Here is a 13,818-nt window from a genome sequence, read left to right on the forward strand (position 1 = left end):
TCCTTACGGTCTTAACCAGAAAATAATTTCGACACCACCGACAAGCACTTTGCCGGAAGAAGCACAGGCCCCTGTTTGCGGACCTAAACAGCGCCCCCACTCAGGTTCATAAGTCAGTTGACCTAAGCTGTTGCCCGCTTGATCCATCACCGCCACTTGAAAGCGATGGAAAGTTCCGCGCGCATTAGAAGACGGCGGAGCTGTTAACGAACTCTTAGCAATCACCACCTTGCGGTAGTCATCGCCACAGTCGCCCTTGGTTTCAATCATCACCATTTCTTCGGTCTTCGCTAAGTTAAAGCTGGCACCGTCAATCGTGCAGGCGCCGCTATTGTAAACCAAATTCAACGTCAAATAGTTGACCGGATTCAGTGGATTCCACCACTTCGATGGATCGTTATTTTTAACACTCAACAATGCCACGATCGGAGCAGACACTTTGTATTGGGTATCATCGATCCCCATGATCCAAAGGTATTCATGCAATACGAATGTATAACGATGTAAAGTTTCAGTCTCGACACGGTTTTCACGCCACATGCGACGATTGATCAAGATCAGCTTTTGCTCGGGCTTATTAATACCCTCAACTTCGCGGCCGTCTTCGTAGTACAGAACCTGCTCACTGCGCACTGTTGTGGTTTCAATCGCACCAATAAAGGTTTCGATTTTAAAACCTTTTAGTTCTGTGCTTGGCAGAGTTTTTAGATGTTGAACCAAATCCTTGGCCGTCATGATAAATTCGGCAGCAAAGGAATCCCCTGCATTGCCGTGATCCCAACCATCACGCATCGCCCACATCGTTGAGCGTGCTGGCAAAGTCCAACCCATTTTCGAGGATTTCCCCTGAAAACGCATCGGCTGCGCCTGCACCAACTCAGCAGCGCCGAGAGTGACAAGAAGGATCGCCATTATGAGACGCGATTTGGTTCGCTTCATCATTTTTGGTTCTCCTGAGTTAACGGAAACAATTGAACGTTCAAACGGTACACGGAATCGCGCGGTCCCGCTTCAAGGAATGCCGAGAGCCTGCGGCGGAAGTCCTCGATCAAGCCTTTGGCTTCAGCGAGCTTCTTTTTATTGATCGCCATCGTAATACCCGTGATATCACGCTGCTCGACAGAATGCTGTTCTAGGGATTCGATGGCTCTGTTGATGAATTGACGATGCCCTTCGCGGATTTTGGCGCTTGGAATGTTTTTGGGTGTCGACATGTTATTGCCAGTCAATTTCCATTGAGTGGTTTCTTTTGCCACCAATCCCAGCTTTTGCAAGCGCACCAAGCACTCCAGAGCGACTCCCATAGGAATGTTCAAGCGCTTCGCAATCGAAGTCGTATCTGTTTTTGCTTTCGGAAGCTCCAGAACAGCTAGAATCGCAAAGTGCTCCCAAGAGCTGATCATTTCTGCCGAATCCAGATCAATATCAGAATAGACCTGTGGAGCTTCGTCAGCCCCTAAGACTCCCATCAATAGCTTTTGCACTTGCAAAGGTTCATGGATTTCCAAACGGTCGATGATCTTCATCGCGGTTTTTGTCGTCATCGGGCGCTTCCCGCTAAGGAGTCCTGACAACGTTGAAGAGTCCATATCCAATGCTTTGGCAAAGGCTCTGAGTGAATAAGAAGGGTTCTTGCGACTGCGTTCCGCAAAAACCATTTGGAGATGATTGATCAGCATGGGGATGCTTCTATTTGATAATTGTGTCATTTTCCACTTATTTTGCCGCAACATGCGGCAAAACTGCCGCAGTTGTAAATTTTCTTACCAGCCCCTGTGGCTGGCACAGAATACTTACCATCTGCAATAGGTGGATTTCCAATTATCAGGCCGCAAAGTGCGGCAAAACTGCCGCGTGGTTAAGGCACTAAATCGCAGCCGCCGTAAACGATGACTTGGTCATCAGCGGTTTTTAGCAGACCAGCATTTCGGTAGGTTGTTTGCGTGTTTTCATCACGACCGGGTTTTCCGAAGGCGACCTCTAGAATCACATCTTCGGGAGCCGCTCCAGAGACTTTCATAGAAAGCGCGCCATCCTTAACGTAGGATTCAGTGACATAGCCCATCTCGCCCGGAGTGGTATAGTGCTCGTAAGTCACCATATCACCCACCTGCCCGATCTTTTCACCTTTCGCCAAAACAACCATGCGGATTGTTGGGTCGGTGAAAAGACAGATCAATGTGGGCTTACTTGCCGCTTGGGCAAAGTTTAGAATCATAGAAATCAAAAGGAATGCAAATACCACGATGAGTTTCACTGGGATGACCTATCTGTATTGAACGAAGTAGTTATAGTACTCGCCCTGCTGAGTTTGCATTTGGTAACGCAAAGACTGTAGTTCGTTGATGTACGGTTTCAAATCACGATCACCGAAATCCACCAAGATTTGTTCCGCTTGAGAGATCAACTGAATCGTCTTATCACGACGTTGTTGCCATTGCTCCGCCGTCAAAACTCCGTCGCCATCAGCAATTTTGAAATGTACGCGCAAACCGTAGTGATCTGAAAGTGGCTCTGCCAAAGGACCGCGCATGTTCAATTCGCCGGCTGTTGCTTTGATACGAGTATCCGCGCCACCAGCATTAGAGACGAAGATATAATCTAAGATATGGTTTCCTGGCATCCAGCTGTGCGGATTCGTCTCGCAGTATGTGCAATAGCCCGGAGGATAAGTGCCACCCAAAGCATCTGCAAAAGAATCATGAAGACCCATCACGGCCATCATGAATTCACGCTCGAAAGATTTTTCGTTGGCGTTGAAATCACCGGACATCAACATTTTCAAATGTGGGTTGCGCAAACGCCAGTTTGCCATATCCATAATTTGAGTGATGCGGATTTCAGTGCTGGTTGGATGCAAATGCGTATTTACGAAGTAAAAGTCTTCGTTCATTTCAGGCAAGCGAGCTTGCACGATATGAAAGGCTTTTTTAACACCGAAGGTCTCGCGGATTTCATCTAAGAATCCGCCCAGGTTGTTGATGTTGAAATCGAACGTCCAAGTGGCTTTCACTTCACCATCAAACATCGACATCACACCGATACGGCTGTCTTTGTTGGGTGAGCTGATGAAGTAATGTCTGCCCACAGCACTTTCGATTTGATCGATATTGGAAGAGTTCCAAACCTCTTGAAGTTGCACGACACGACAACGTGGAGCCGAGATCAGAAGTGATCCGATCCAATCCATACGTTCCGTTGTATTGGGTGCATAAAGTGGTCCGTAGGCATTGAAGTTCTGCATGCAGAATCCTTGAGGAGGATTTGCCTCATATGCCATCTGTGCTTGTGCCGCCGCCGCAGACAAGAACAGTAAAATCCCTAGAATAGTTCTCATAAACGCCCCTCCGCATTACTATGAAATCCATCGATGTCTCTTTGAAGAGACTGGAATATGCTCATGAGTTCTAGCGGGAATCGACGAAAAACGCACACGGTCATTAGGGGCAAACAAACAAAGTCCGTTAACACTTAGTCCATAGAGAACTAATGCGTTTTAAGGATCTCGCGTTGCCAGAAGCCCCTGAATTGTAATGCGTTTGCTAGATACGAACCGAGTAACCTTTACTCAAATTATGGATATGGATCTGACTTAAAGAGCTGCCACTCTCAAGCTCCCCGCCCTTATGCAAAGCCAACTGAGCTTGCAGTTCGCTGAGGTTTTTACCTTTTAGGACCTTCAGAATCTTAAAACCTTCGTGTGCGAAGTCGCCCTCACAGTCAGGCTCACGCATCCATTCGAATTCAACCTTCAACAGCGCAGCATTGTCCGTGTCAGTTAAAAAGCCCTCTACGAAATGGCTGTGCTTTATCACAAGATGTTCTGGCGATTGCAAATGCTGCCAGAAGAATCCCCAACCGCGTTCCTCTCGAAACTCGAGGCTCGTAAGCTCGGCACCCTCTTTTTCAGATTGCTCGATAAGATTCAATCTTGCCACCGCCATGATTTCGGCAAAGGCATGACTCAAGCTTTCGGACTTTGAAATGAAAACAGACTGCTCTAAGTCTGTTTTCAATTTCCCTAACCACTGATCTACAAGGACCAGATTAACGCTCATTCCCGACAGAGGATTGATCTCTTTCGAGAAACCCGCAGCCATCTTAAACAAAAAGCCCCGTCTTGCGGACGAGGCTGATTGAGTTACGATCGAAATAGGAATTTCGCGTACGAACTGAAGCATGGAAACTACATTTCCATCACTTGTTTGTTCATTGTTACGTGCGAGTCTTTGCGGAATTGGTTGATCCATGTTTCAAACATGCCATCACCACGACGTTTTTGCGCCATTTCAAGAGTCATCGGCTCAAGAGCTTTCGCACCTTCAACTTTAACTTCTTTCAATTTCAAAACGTACTTTTGGTTGCCGTCACGCACGATGCGTTTCAACAATGGAGCCGTTTTATTCAATTCAAAGATAGATTCAGTCGCCACACGGCTTGTGATCTTAGGGAACTGCTCAGCACCGATTTCAACCAAGCCAGTTTCTTCCCAGCCCGCTTTCATATCTTTAAGTTGTGCATTCACAGCAGCTTCGTCGCCTTTTGCCAAAGCTTCATCCAAAGCCTTGATTGCAGCGTCTGCTTTTTCTTTCGTGATCGCTTTTACCAAAGCTTCTTCGTCAATTTTAGCGAAGGAAACATTGATTTTTGTGCCGCGAAGCTCTTGCATTTTGTTGGATTCAGCAGCCGGAGTGCGGTTTGCGATTTCAAACAAGTGACGAGTGCGGATGTTAGAGATGTCTTTTCTGATTTTCTTTTCGAAATCACCCGGAGTTGTACGAGAGTTTTCCAAGAAGCGAGAATAGAATTCACGTTGGAAGACACCGTTTTGTTGGAAGAACGGAACATCTTTAACGATGAAATCACGGACTTCCGCGTCAGTAGCGATAATGCCATTTTTTTGCGCAGCTTGGGAAACAAGCTCCATACGTACCAAGTTTTCAATCGCTTGCTGGCGAAGAAGTTGACGCTGAGAGCTAAAATCCATCTGACTTCCGAAGATGTTTTTATAGTATTCAGCAACGCGGTTTTCCTCTGATTGGAAGTCCGCAATTGAGATCAACGCGTTATTTACCTGTGCCGCAGAGCCAACGCCCATGCCCATTCTGCCAGGAGCCCCTGTAAGTACGAAAGTAAGAATGATAGCACCGAAAAGAATAATCGCTGTTACACTCTTAGCATTCAGCTTTCTTTTCATTTTATCTGCTAAATTTTCGCTCATAAAAAATCCTTCCTAAAACTAACTTCAAAACAAGCGGTTTCATTACCTTACGATTTTTATAAATTTTCAAGGGGAAATTGTTGAATTCCTTAACTCTTTTGATAGCGTTGGAAAGTATTAGGTAGGTGACATTTGAACTTTTTCAACTTTGATCTCAAAAAACTTGTGCTCATCGGAATCGTTTTGGCTTTGCCACTCATTTCCATCAACATGCAGCAACGCCCTCAAGAATCACATTGGTTGGTAAAACCATTTAGCATGTTAGGCAGCGCTGTGTCCGAAACCTTCTTCGGCTTCAGTCATGGGGTCAAGGACACGACAGCGATGTACTTGGACTTGATTAATATCAAGAAACAAAGCGCCGACCTTCACAGCACTAACAATGAATTGCAAAGCCGTTTGCAATCCATGAATGAGCTGCAAATTGAAAATGATCGTCTGCGTGGTTTGCTAGAGTTCAAACAAACAACGAAAATGAAACTGACTTCGGCGCAAGTGATTGGCCGTGACTTGGTGATCGATCACAACACGATCACGATCAACAAAGGAACTCAAGACGGCCTTAAAGGCGGCATGGCTGTTATCACAACAAAAGGTGTTTTGGGTTATATCTTTAAACCTGAACCATTCACAGCCCACGTTATGTTGATCACAGATCGTTATGCCGTTGTAGATGGTATCGTTCAACGCACTCGCGCTCACGGTATCGTTGAGGGTAAAAGCCAAACAAGCTGCTCTTTGAAATACGTAGAGCGCACGGAAGACGTTAAAGAAGGCGACCTAGTTGTCACAGGTGGCTTGGATAATATCTTCCCTAAAGGCTTCCCAGTTGCGATCGTTGAATCAGTAGAAAGAAAAACCTTCTCTGTATCTTTGAAAGTTGATCTTCGCCCGGTTGTTGATCCGTACAAAGTAGAAGAAGTTTTCATCATCGTTGATTCTGCTAAAGAAGACTTCGCTGATAAATATGCTCCGCAAGCTGCTGCTGACGCTGTTGTCCCTAATGCAACTCCAGGCACAGATGCTCCAGCAGTTAATCAAACTCCAGCTTCTGCAACTCCGACTTTGGTTAAACCAGCTGTCACTCCATCACCTACTGCGAGCGCAACTGCGACACCTAAGCCAGAAGTTAAAAAATCACCAACACCAGCTGCTTCTCCGAAAACTGAGGAGAAACAACAGTGAAAATCCGCTGGAACGCGACCCTCAACTTTTTAATTTTCCTGGCCCTTCTGTTGTTGATCGCAGGCATTCAGACAACTTTGTGGTTCCAGTTCTTTGGCAATACGGCGGCTCCGCTGTTGTGGCTGAATTTGATAGTCTATATGACTCTGTATCGTAAACCCTTCCCCGCGATCTTTACGATCTATGCGATGGGTGCGATCCTTCTGATCTTTACAGCGATGCCGCTTAAGATGATGCTCTTCTCTCTTTTGATCCTGTTCTCTTTGGTTTACGGAATCAAAAGCCGCGTTTTCTGGACTGGCGGCGGTTACTTCACAATCATGTGCGGTTTCTCGGCTGTGGCTTATCACCTAATCTATTTCTTGCTGTCGATGGTTTTGGAAAAAAACCCGGCGAGCTTTGAACTGTTCGATCGTTTCTTGCAGATCATTATGACACCTGCTTGTGCGCTGCCAATGTATTGGCTGCTATCTAAGATCGACAAAGTCACTCAGGACGAACTTGTGCATGAGCCTGGAGGATTTGACCTATGAGTACTTACGTCAGTAATCCTGATGAGGCTAAGGAATACCAAAGCCGCTATAAATTGTTCTATATAATGATTGCGATCACATTCTCTATCTTCACGATGCGTTTGTGGTATTTGCAGATCATTTCCGGTAACGAGCTTCGTGAGTTCTCGGAAAAAAACCGTATTAAACAAAATAAAATCTCTGCTCCCCGTGGTCTTATGTTAGACCGCGAAGGAAAAGTTCTGGTCGAAAATCTGCCAGGCTTTGAGGTTTTATTGACGCCTCAATATATTGAGGACTTGCCATCCTTGTCGGCGACGATCGGTCCTATCCTTGGAATGGAACCAGATAAAGTTATTCAGAAGGTGCAAAAAGCCCGTAAACAAAACGGTCCTTTCGCACAAATTCGTCTGAAAGAAAACTTAAGCCGCGAAGAGGTCTTCCGTCTTAAACGTGTTCGTTTGGATACTCCGGGACTTGAGATTCGTGAATCTATCGTTCGCTACTATCCTCTGAAAGAAAACGGCGCCCAACTGTTTGGTTACGTGGGTGAGATTTCTAAACGTCAAATTCCTATCTTTAACGAGATGTACAAAGGGCTTCTGAAGTTCGATCAAGGTGACTTGGTTGGTAAGAGTGGTTTGGAAGAGACTTTGGAACGCGATATTCGTGGTACCGATGGTATCAGCTTTATCCAAGTCGATGCCCATGGTCGCGAGGCTGTGACACAAACTCCGAATATTTATGGCGAGCAAATCCGCGATCAGGTGCCAGTGCATGGTAATAACGCTGTTTTGACGATCGATCGTGATATTCAAGAAGCCGCTTATAAGGCCTTCAATGTGACTGGCGTCGACAGCCGCGGTCATATCGGTGGTATCATGGTGATGAAAACAAACGGTGAAGTTTTGGCGTGGGTTTCTGCTCCATCATTTGATCCGAATGAGTTTTCGACAGGGATCTCGCCACAAACGTGGTCTCGCTTGATCAACGATCCGTTCAAACCACTTCGTAATAAAATCATTCAAGATCACAATCCACCGGGCTCGACATTTAAGCCGTTGGTGGCAGTGGCTGCCTTGAATGAAAAAGTAATTACACCTTCAACGATCGTCGCTGCACCGGGTGTGTTCTATTTCGGTCGCCGTCCTTACCATGATGCCTTGAAACAAGGTCACGGTAATATCACGGTCTTCCAAGCGATTGAACAGAGCTCGAACGTGTTCTTCTATAAAATGGGTATCGCATTGGGTGTTGATAAGATGTTTGATTACATCTCCCCTATGGGTGTCGGTCAAAAAACTGGAATCGAACTTTCTCGTGAAGTTTCTGGTATCATGCCGAACTCTGCATGGAAGAAAGCAACTGTCGGCGAAGAATGGCAACCGGGTGAAAACTTGAGTACAGCCATCGGTCAGGGTTTCGTAACTGTGACTCCGATTTCTATGGCGATTGCTTACAATGCGATTGCGACAGAGGGTAAAGTTGTTAAGCCATTCATTATCCGTAAGGTCCTTGACCAAGACGGTAAAGTTTTGCGTGAAAACTTCCCACAAGTGATTCGCGACCTGCAACAGCCACAACCAAATGGCGTGAAGGTCACTCCTGAAACGTTCAAAGTAGTTAAAGAAGGTATGCGCTTGGTGGCCAATGGTCCTCGCGGTACGGCTCGTTACTGGAAAGTTCCAGGGGTTGAGTTCGCAGGTAAAACTGGAACTGCACAGGTTATGGGATTCTCGGCGGATCAGATCCATGCGAGCTGTACAGCTCGTCCAATCCATATGCGCCATCACGGCTGGTTCGTTTCTTACGCCCCTGCTGACAACCCAGAAATCGTTGTAGCTATTTTGGCTGAGCACTCCTGCCACGGTAATACCGGTGGTGTTCCGATTGCTCGCGACATCTACAATGCTTACTTCCAAAAATACCATCCAGATATCATCGCCAATGCTCAAAAGAACAAAGGCGAAAAGAAAAAGGTCGAAGCAGCGACCACGACTGAGGGAGAATAATCGTGTTAAACGCATTACACGTTGAAGAGAGAACGCTCTTCAAAAAATTAGATATTAACTTTATCGTCGTGATCCTGGGATTGAACATCATCGGTTTGATCAACCTTTACAGCGCGACTCACGGACCAAGTTCTGTCGACGTCTCCAATCTGTTTATTTCTCAGATCATGTGGTTGGTTGTTGGTTGGACAGTATTCCTGGTCATGACGATGATCGATTACGCGATCATCACCCGCATTGCGATCATCATCTATATATTAAATCTCGGAGCTATCCTGTACGTGACCTTCTTTGGTAAGGTTGCTTTGGGCGCGCAACGTTGGATTGACCTTGGATTCTTCCGTTACCAGCCTTCTGAAACGATGAAATTAGCCCTGATCATGTTGATGGCGAAAATTTTGTCGACGAAGAGCACGCATGGCGATGGCATGGGCTTCAAGGAAATGGTCGGACCATTGTTTGTTTTGGGCGTGCCATTTGTTCTGGTTGTTGAGCAACCCGATTTAGGAACAGCAATGATGTTGGCGGCCATCGGTGGGTCGATGGTTCTGTTTACGAAAGTAAAACGCTGGATCGTTTTCACAGCAATCGCAGCTGGTATCGTAGCTTTGCCGATTGCTTGGAAGTTCGTCCTGCATGACTACCAAAAAAATCGTGTCTTGACGTTCTTGTCCCCGACAAGCGATCCGCGCGGAACGGGTTATAACTCGATCCAATCTAAAATCGCCGTGGGTTCAGGTCGTTTCTTTGGTAAAGGCTTTATGAAAGGAACTCAGTCACAGCTTGAGTTCTTGCCAGAGCGCCACACGGACTTTATTTATTCTGTTCTTTCTGAAGAGCATGGCTTTGTCGGCTCTATTTTAGTGATTGGTCTTTTCTGTTACTTGTTCTTTACGGGAATCCGTATTGCGATGAATGCGAGGGATAAATTTGGAGCCCTCCTCGCGGTGGGGGTCCTCTGTTATGTCTTCTGGCATATGTTCGTGAACATGGGAATGGTAATCGGACTTTTGCCTATCGTGGGTGTCCCTTTACCACTTCTCTCTTACGGTGGATCGAGCATGCTGACCACCATGGCGGGCCTGGGATTAGTCTCCTCCGTCGCTTACCGCAGATATCTGTTCTAGAATTTAAAAAACAAAAAGGCTTCGAGGAAACTCGGAGCCTTTTTTATTTTCTAGTAGTGGTTAATCCGAACTCTATGACCTTCACTGTCGATCACTTCTGAAAGTTCTCCTACCCGACTGTTCCAATCATCGATTTTGGTTTTACCCTCTTTGCGGTTCGGATTCACGATCAACCCCGGAGAAGCAAAGTCAGACGACTGATAGGGTTCCTCATCATCTTTTTGCAGGCGCGAAAAATTAGCGTCTGTAGGTAACTGCTGATTAGGCATTTGAAACCTCCCTGATACTTTTTAAGTCTAATCTATTTATCACAAGTTGACTCAGAACTGCGATTTGGCACTGGCCTAGTGGCTTCCACGCACTGGGATTAAAATGGAATCTCCTAAGTGAGGTGGTTATGGTCGCTCATTTACGCTTTTATGCGGATCTCAATGCTTACCTTCCGATGAGTTTACAAAACCATGAAGTGACCTTGAATGTGTTTCCCACGGCACCCCTTGCCGCTGCGTTGGAGTCTTTAGGCATACCATTGGGAGAGGTCGATTTGATTTTAGTTAATGGCGACAGCCAACCACCGACTTATGTTTTACAAGGCGAAGACGTCGTGGAAGTTTATCCATTATTTGAAGAACGCGGTTCCGAACCGAGCCCGCATCTTAGAAGTAAGAAACCGGCTGATAAATATTTGGCCGGATAAAACGAAAAAAGCCGCGACTCGCGCGGCTTTTCAAAGTTCATTTTTTAAATCGAAAACTACTCGATAGATTTGCAGTACATGCTTGAAAGAAGCAACTGACCAGCAGCAGATTTCAAATCAGCAGTCGCTGTGATTTTTGCGCCAGAACGTTGAGCATAAACTTGCAAAGTCTTATCGCCATTAGCTTGGCATTTGTACTGAGAAGTACGGCCGTTACCGTAATCCATAGATTCACGAACACATTCGAATTGATCAGCATCATTTGCATGACCTGTTGCCCAGATAGCGATTTGTACGTGAGTTTCAACAGTTTCAGATTCGTTCACAGTCATACCGTAAGCAGGTTTACCGTCATCACGAAGTTCTTTGCTTGTGCAAAGGAAAGAAGCTTGAGCAGAAGTTGCGATCAGCAAAAGAGCCGCTACCAAAACAGATTTCATAGGCCATCTCCAGAGTTATATTTTTAAAAGTGGAGATAGAAATAACGTGTGGGAATCGAAAAATCCATTCCCACACTGTCCACGCGTAAAATTCACCTACGCCATTAACAATTGTTAAAGACTATTCTTCCAAAGGCTTGCACGTCATAGAGGAAAGGATCAACTGCCCCTCTGGAACTGACTTCAAATCAGCCGTAGCAGCGATTTTTTGACCTGTGTGCTGAGCGAACACTTGCAGGGTCATATCACCATTTTTTCCGCATTTATATTCAGACGTACGACCGTTGTCGTAATCCATAGATTCACGAACACAGTCAAACTGGAAGGGAGTTGTATCTTTGCCCGTTTTCCAAATCGCGATATGAGTAGCCGTCGATCCTACAGCTTCATGAACATGCATACCGAAAGCCGGTTTGCCATCTTCACGAGCCTCTTTACTTGCGCAAAGAAACGAAGCGTGAGCCGAAGTAGCCATCATCAAAACAGAAGCAATCAAAAGTGATTTCATAGACCCTCTCCTTGGTTCTCCAAATATTGAACCGCCAGAGAAAGCCTATGACCAGATAAAAATAACTTCCGCACCGCATTCCTAAAAACCAGCAGGCACCTTTCCTCTCTTCACAGCAGTTCGGCTCAAATTAAGGATTTGCAGATGCACGTCCACACGCAGTCGACCTCCGTGGGCGCCACGATGGCGCGCACTCGCCAAAGGCGAGCCACGGTTGAGCCCGGATGGCGTGTCGACGGAGCTGTGGATGGGCGGCTGCAAAGCCTTAATTTGAGACGAACTGATGTGTCCCGGGAGATAACGTTCCACCCTGAGAAAGTGCACCGTTTTGGATAACTAATGAACTGACACTGTCTAGAGATTGGTAGACACCGGCTACCTCACATTCGCCCACGTTCCATCTGATATACGCCTCAGATAAGGACTTCAATAATTCCAAAAGCTTAGCCCCTTGGCCCGCCCCCTGCACTAGTACCTAGTTAACAGGAGGACGGGAAATGAAAACGAAACATCTCAATTCGACACTCGCTTTAGTCACCGCCACTCTACTAATGGTTCTGTTCAACAACTTCGAACGCGTTAACTGGAGCAATATCTTAAAGGTTCCTACAGTTGATACTGTGAACGAAGCTTCTCGCGTAGCTCACGCGAAAGAGTTGCTAGGAACTCGCTACAAAGGTAGCGCAGCTCAAAAAATTGAAGGCCGTTCTGCATTGAATGTACAGCTTTACAAAAAAGTTCAAGGCTACCTTGATCCACAATGGAAAAACCGCGCTGGTGATATCTCTAGCACGATCATTTCTGAGTCGGACAAGTATAACTTTGACCCTGTGTTTGTAATGGCGATCATTAAAACTGAAAGCTCATTCAATCCATTGACGATTGGTCGCTTCGGTGAAATCGGTTTGATGCAAATTAAACCAGACACGGCTGAGTGGATTGCTAAAAAATACGGTATCGCTTGGAAGGGTAAAAACACTTTGAAAAACCCTGTTACCAACATCCGTATCGGTGCTGCTTACATGGATTACCTTCGTAAACAGTTCCCAGGCAAAGCTAGCAAATACGTAAGCGCTTACAACATGGGTCCGCGCAACGTTCGCCGCTTGGTAGCTCAAAACGTGATGCCAGCTGAATACAGCTCTCGCGTGATGAAAAACTACGGTGACTTCTATAAGACGTTGGCATCAGCTTCAATCTTGCCAACAATCGCTTCCAACTAATCTGATCTAAGACTTAAAACTAAAAAGCCCCGGGTCTCCCCGGGGCTTTTTTTATTTCTCATTTAAATTGGATTTTACGAACTCGCCAAAGCCAGGCCGCCGAAAGCCTCTTCTTTCGCTTCCAAACGACGACTGCGGCTGCTCAATACTTTCAAAGCACTGATAACACCCACAACGTTGCCGTCCATATCGTAAATCGGAGACAGGTAAAGTGGTTTGATTGTCAGAACCATTTTATCAAAACCGAAGTTCTCAGATACTTGGTGAGTCGCAATGACACCATCCAAGTCCGTGTGAACCAAAGTCCCCTCAGCCAAAGACTGTTGGAACTTAAGATCGCAATCCGTGATGCTTTGATCACGCGTGAAAAGCTCATACCAAGGAATCGATACCAGCTCATCCAACGTGTAACTGCAGCAGTCCATCAAAGACATGCTACGGTACGTTTGGTGACCATCAAGGTTATGAACCTCAAAGCTTGTATCATCATCTACCAAAGAGAAGAAATCAGGGTGAGTCTTCCAACGGAAGATGCTCAAGTATCTCCACAAGAATTGCTTGTCAGAGATGCGGCCCTCAGCTGAATGCATTTTGAAGAATTCAATCCACTCCGCCAAAGAATTGTATGTTGGAAGCTGAGCTTCCTGAGGCAAACGATCAAAAGCAAAACCCGGATAGTCGCCTTTTAGCGGGCGAGAACTGCCCCACAAAGCCGCGAATTCCATCAACGCATCTCTGTAAGAGTCGCGCAGGGTTTGGGTTTCCGTTTTGGAGTCATTATTAGCTGTCACTGTTTCGAACATATTTAAAGCCTATCTAAGATTCTCTTGATGTCTATCACGAAAGTGAATCAAAGCAAACTTTCCGATCGAAATGAAAACTTACCAACTAAG

Annotated in this window: 16 protein-coding genes; 6 read left to right on the forward strand and 10 right to left on the reverse strand. The window is 46.0% G+C overall.

Translation table 11 applies throughout. The features are described from left to right. Positions 1–3 precede the first annotated feature (3 nt). From ACLVWP_RS12245 to ACLVWP_RS12270, 6 genes are all read right to left on the reverse strand, one after another. Complete coding sequence (locus ACLVWP_RS12245) at positions 4–942, reverse strand: hypothetical protein (RefSeq protein ID WP_413557582.1); 939 nt, start codon at positions 940–942, stop codon at positions 4–6. Further along, a complete protein-coding gene (locus tag ACLVWP_RS12250) occupies positions 939–1,679 on the reverse strand; it encodes a TIGR02147 family protein (RefSeq protein WP_413557583.1) in 741 nt (246 codons plus the stop codon). The genes ACLVWP_RS12245 and ACLVWP_RS12250 overlap by 4 nt, the downstream gene beginning before the upstream one ends. Positions 1,680–1,858: 179 nt before the next feature. Then, a complete protein-coding gene (locus ACLVWP_RS12255) occupies positions 1,859–2,257 on the reverse strand; it encodes a hypothetical protein (protein ID WP_413557584.1) in 399 nt (132 codons plus the stop codon). A 9-nt stretch (positions 2,258–2,266) separates the two neighbouring features. Then, complete coding sequence (locus ACLVWP_RS12260; protein ID WP_413557586.1) at positions 2,267–3,337, reverse strand: hypothetical protein; 1,071 nt, start codon at positions 3,335–3,337, stop codon at positions 2,267–2,269. Between the two features lie 205 nt (positions 3,338–3,542). Beyond that, positions 3,543–4,250: a hypothetical protein gene (locus tag ACLVWP_RS12265; protein WP_413557587.1), complete on the reverse strand. Its 708-nt coding sequence runs from the start codon at positions 4,248–4,250 to the stop codon at positions 3,543–3,545. Then, the gene (locus tag ACLVWP_RS12270; RefSeq protein WP_413557589.1) at positions 4,187–5,221 is read right to left on the reverse strand and encodes a SurA N-terminal domain-containing protein; all 1,035 of its coding nucleotides are present in this window, start codon (positions 5,219–5,221) and stop codon (positions 4,187–4,189) included. Before ACLVWP_RS12270 ends, ACLVWP_RS12265 begins: the two co-directional genes overlap by 64 nt. Positions 5,222–5,386: 165 nt before the next feature. On the opposite strand from ACLVWP_RS12270, the gene mreC reads away from it, so the two are divergent. The 4 genes from mreC to rodA are packed head-to-tail and all read left to right on the forward strand — an operon-like array spanning position 5,387 to position 10,057. After that, positions 5,387–6,406, forward strand: a complete 1,020-nt coding sequence (mreC, locus tag ACLVWP_RS12275) for a rod shape-determining protein MreC (RefSeq protein WP_413557590.1) — start codon at positions 5,387–5,389, stop codon at positions 6,404–6,406. Continuing rightward, positions 6,403–6,939, forward strand: a complete 537-nt coding sequence (locus ACLVWP_RS12280; protein ID WP_413557592.1) for a hypothetical protein — start codon at positions 6,403–6,405, stop codon at positions 6,937–6,939. The genes mreC and ACLVWP_RS12280 overlap by 4 nt, the downstream gene beginning before the upstream one ends. Further along, positions 6,936–8,930: a penicillin-binding protein 2 gene (mrdA, locus tag ACLVWP_RS12285; RefSeq protein WP_413557593.1), complete on the forward strand. Its 1,995-nt coding sequence runs from the start codon at positions 6,936–6,938 to the stop codon at positions 8,928–8,930. Before ACLVWP_RS12280 ends, mrdA begins: the two co-directional genes overlap by 4 nt. Before the next feature lie 2 nt (positions 8,931–8,932). Further along, the gene (gene rodA, locus ACLVWP_RS12290; protein WP_413557595.1) at positions 8,933–10,057 is read left to right on the forward strand and encodes a rod shape-determining protein RodA; all 1,125 of its coding nucleotides are present in this window, start codon (positions 8,933–8,935) and stop codon (positions 10,055–10,057) included. A gap of 50 nt (positions 10,058–10,107) precedes the next feature. Here rodA and ACLVWP_RS12295 read toward each other — a convergent pair whose 3' ends face one another. Beyond that, a complete protein-coding gene (locus ACLVWP_RS12295) occupies positions 10,108–10,326 on the reverse strand; it encodes a hypothetical protein (RefSeq protein ID WP_413557597.1) in 219 nt (72 codons plus the stop codon). A gap of 128 nt (positions 10,327–10,454) precedes the next feature. On the opposite strand from ACLVWP_RS12295, the gene ACLVWP_RS12300 reads away from it, so the two are divergent. Then, positions 10,455–10,754 carry a hypothetical protein gene (locus tag ACLVWP_RS12300; RefSeq protein WP_413557598.1) on the forward strand — a complete coding sequence of 100 codons (300 nt, stop codon included), beginning with the start codon at positions 10,455–10,457 and terminating at the stop codon, positions 10,752–10,754. A gap of 56 nt (positions 10,755–10,810) precedes the next feature. On the opposite strand, the gene ACLVWP_RS12305 is transcribed toward ACLVWP_RS12300, so the two are convergent. Both ACLVWP_RS12305 and ACLVWP_RS12310 read right to left on the reverse strand, forming a co-directional pair. Further along, a complete protein-coding gene (locus tag ACLVWP_RS12305; protein ID WP_413557600.1) occupies positions 10,811–11,194 on the reverse strand; it encodes a hypothetical protein in 384 nt (127 codons plus the stop codon). Positions 11,195–11,315: 121 nt separating this feature from the next. Then, a complete protein-coding gene (locus tag ACLVWP_RS12310; RefSeq protein ID WP_413557602.1) occupies positions 11,316–11,702 on the reverse strand; it encodes a hypothetical protein in 387 nt (128 codons plus the stop codon). A 497-nt stretch (positions 11,703–12,199) separates the two neighbouring features. On the opposite strand from ACLVWP_RS12310, the gene ACLVWP_RS12315 reads away from it, so the two are divergent. Then, a complete protein-coding gene (locus tag ACLVWP_RS12315) occupies positions 12,200–12,925 on the forward strand; it encodes a lytic transglycosylase domain-containing protein (protein ID WP_413557603.1) in 726 nt (241 codons plus the stop codon). Positions 12,926–12,999: 74 nt separating this feature from the next. Here the strand turns inward: ACLVWP_RS12315 and ACLVWP_RS12320 are convergent, their stop codons facing one another. Beyond that, the gene (locus ACLVWP_RS12320; RefSeq protein ID WP_413557605.1) at positions 13,000–13,728 is read right to left on the reverse strand and encodes a hypothetical protein; all 729 of its coding nucleotides are present in this window, start codon (positions 13,726–13,728) and stop codon (positions 13,000–13,002) included. Positions 13,729–13,818: the final 90 nt, after the last annotated feature.

It is taken from the genome of Bdellovibrio sp. HCB209, from assembly GCF_047306065.1.
Classification (GTDB): Bacteria; Bdellovibrionota; Bdellovibrionia; order Bdellovibrionales; family Bdellovibrionaceae; genus Bdellovibrio.

Bases quoted from the DNA above. Each gene is read 5' to 3' on its own strand.
- ACLVWP_RS12245 (WP_413557582.1), bottom strand. From the start codon at position 942: ATGATGAAGCGAACCAAATCGCGTCTCATAATGGCGATCCTTCTTGTC.
- ACLVWP_RS12250 (WP_413557583.1), bottom strand. From the start codon at position 1,679: ATGCTGATCAATCATCTCCAAATGGTTTTTGCGGAACGCAGTCGCAAG.
- ACLVWP_RS12260 (WP_413557586.1), bottom strand. From the start codon at position 3,337: ATGAGAACTATTCTAGGGATTTTACTGTTCTTGTCTGCGGCGGCGGCA.
- ACLVWP_RS12265 (WP_413557587.1), bottom strand. From the start codon at position 4,250: ATGGATCAACCAATTCCGCAAAGACTCGCACGTAACAATGAACAAACA.
- ACLVWP_RS12270 (WP_413557589.1), bottom strand. From the start codon at position 5,221: ATGAGCGAAAATTTAGCAGATAAAATGAAAAGAAAGCTGAATGCTAAG.
- mrdA (WP_413557593.1), top strand. From the start codon at position 6,936: ATGAGTACTTACGTCAGTAATCCTGATGAGGCTAAGGAATACCAAAGC.
- ACLVWP_RS12295 (WP_413557597.1), bottom strand. From the start codon at position 10,326: ATGCCTAATCAGCAGTTACCTACAGACGCTAATTTTTCGCGCCTGCAA.
- ACLVWP_RS12300 (WP_413557598.1), top strand. From the start codon at position 10,455: ATGGTCGCTCATTTACGCTTTTATGCGGATCTCAATGCTTACCTTCCG.
- ACLVWP_RS12305 (WP_413557600.1), bottom strand. From the start codon at position 11,194: ATGAAATCTGTTTTGGTAGCGGCTCTTTTGCTGATCGCAACTTCTGCT.
- ACLVWP_RS12310 (WP_413557602.1), bottom strand. From the start codon at position 11,702: ATGAAATCACTTTTGATTGCTTCTGTTTTGATGATGGCTACTTCGGCT.
- ACLVWP_RS12315 (WP_413557603.1), top strand. From the start codon at position 12,200: ATGAAAACGAAACATCTCAATTCGACACTCGCTTTAGTCACCGCCACT.
- ACLVWP_RS12320 (WP_413557605.1), bottom strand. From the start codon at position 13,728: ATGTTCGAAACAGTGACAGCTAATAATGACTCCAAAACGGAAACCCAA.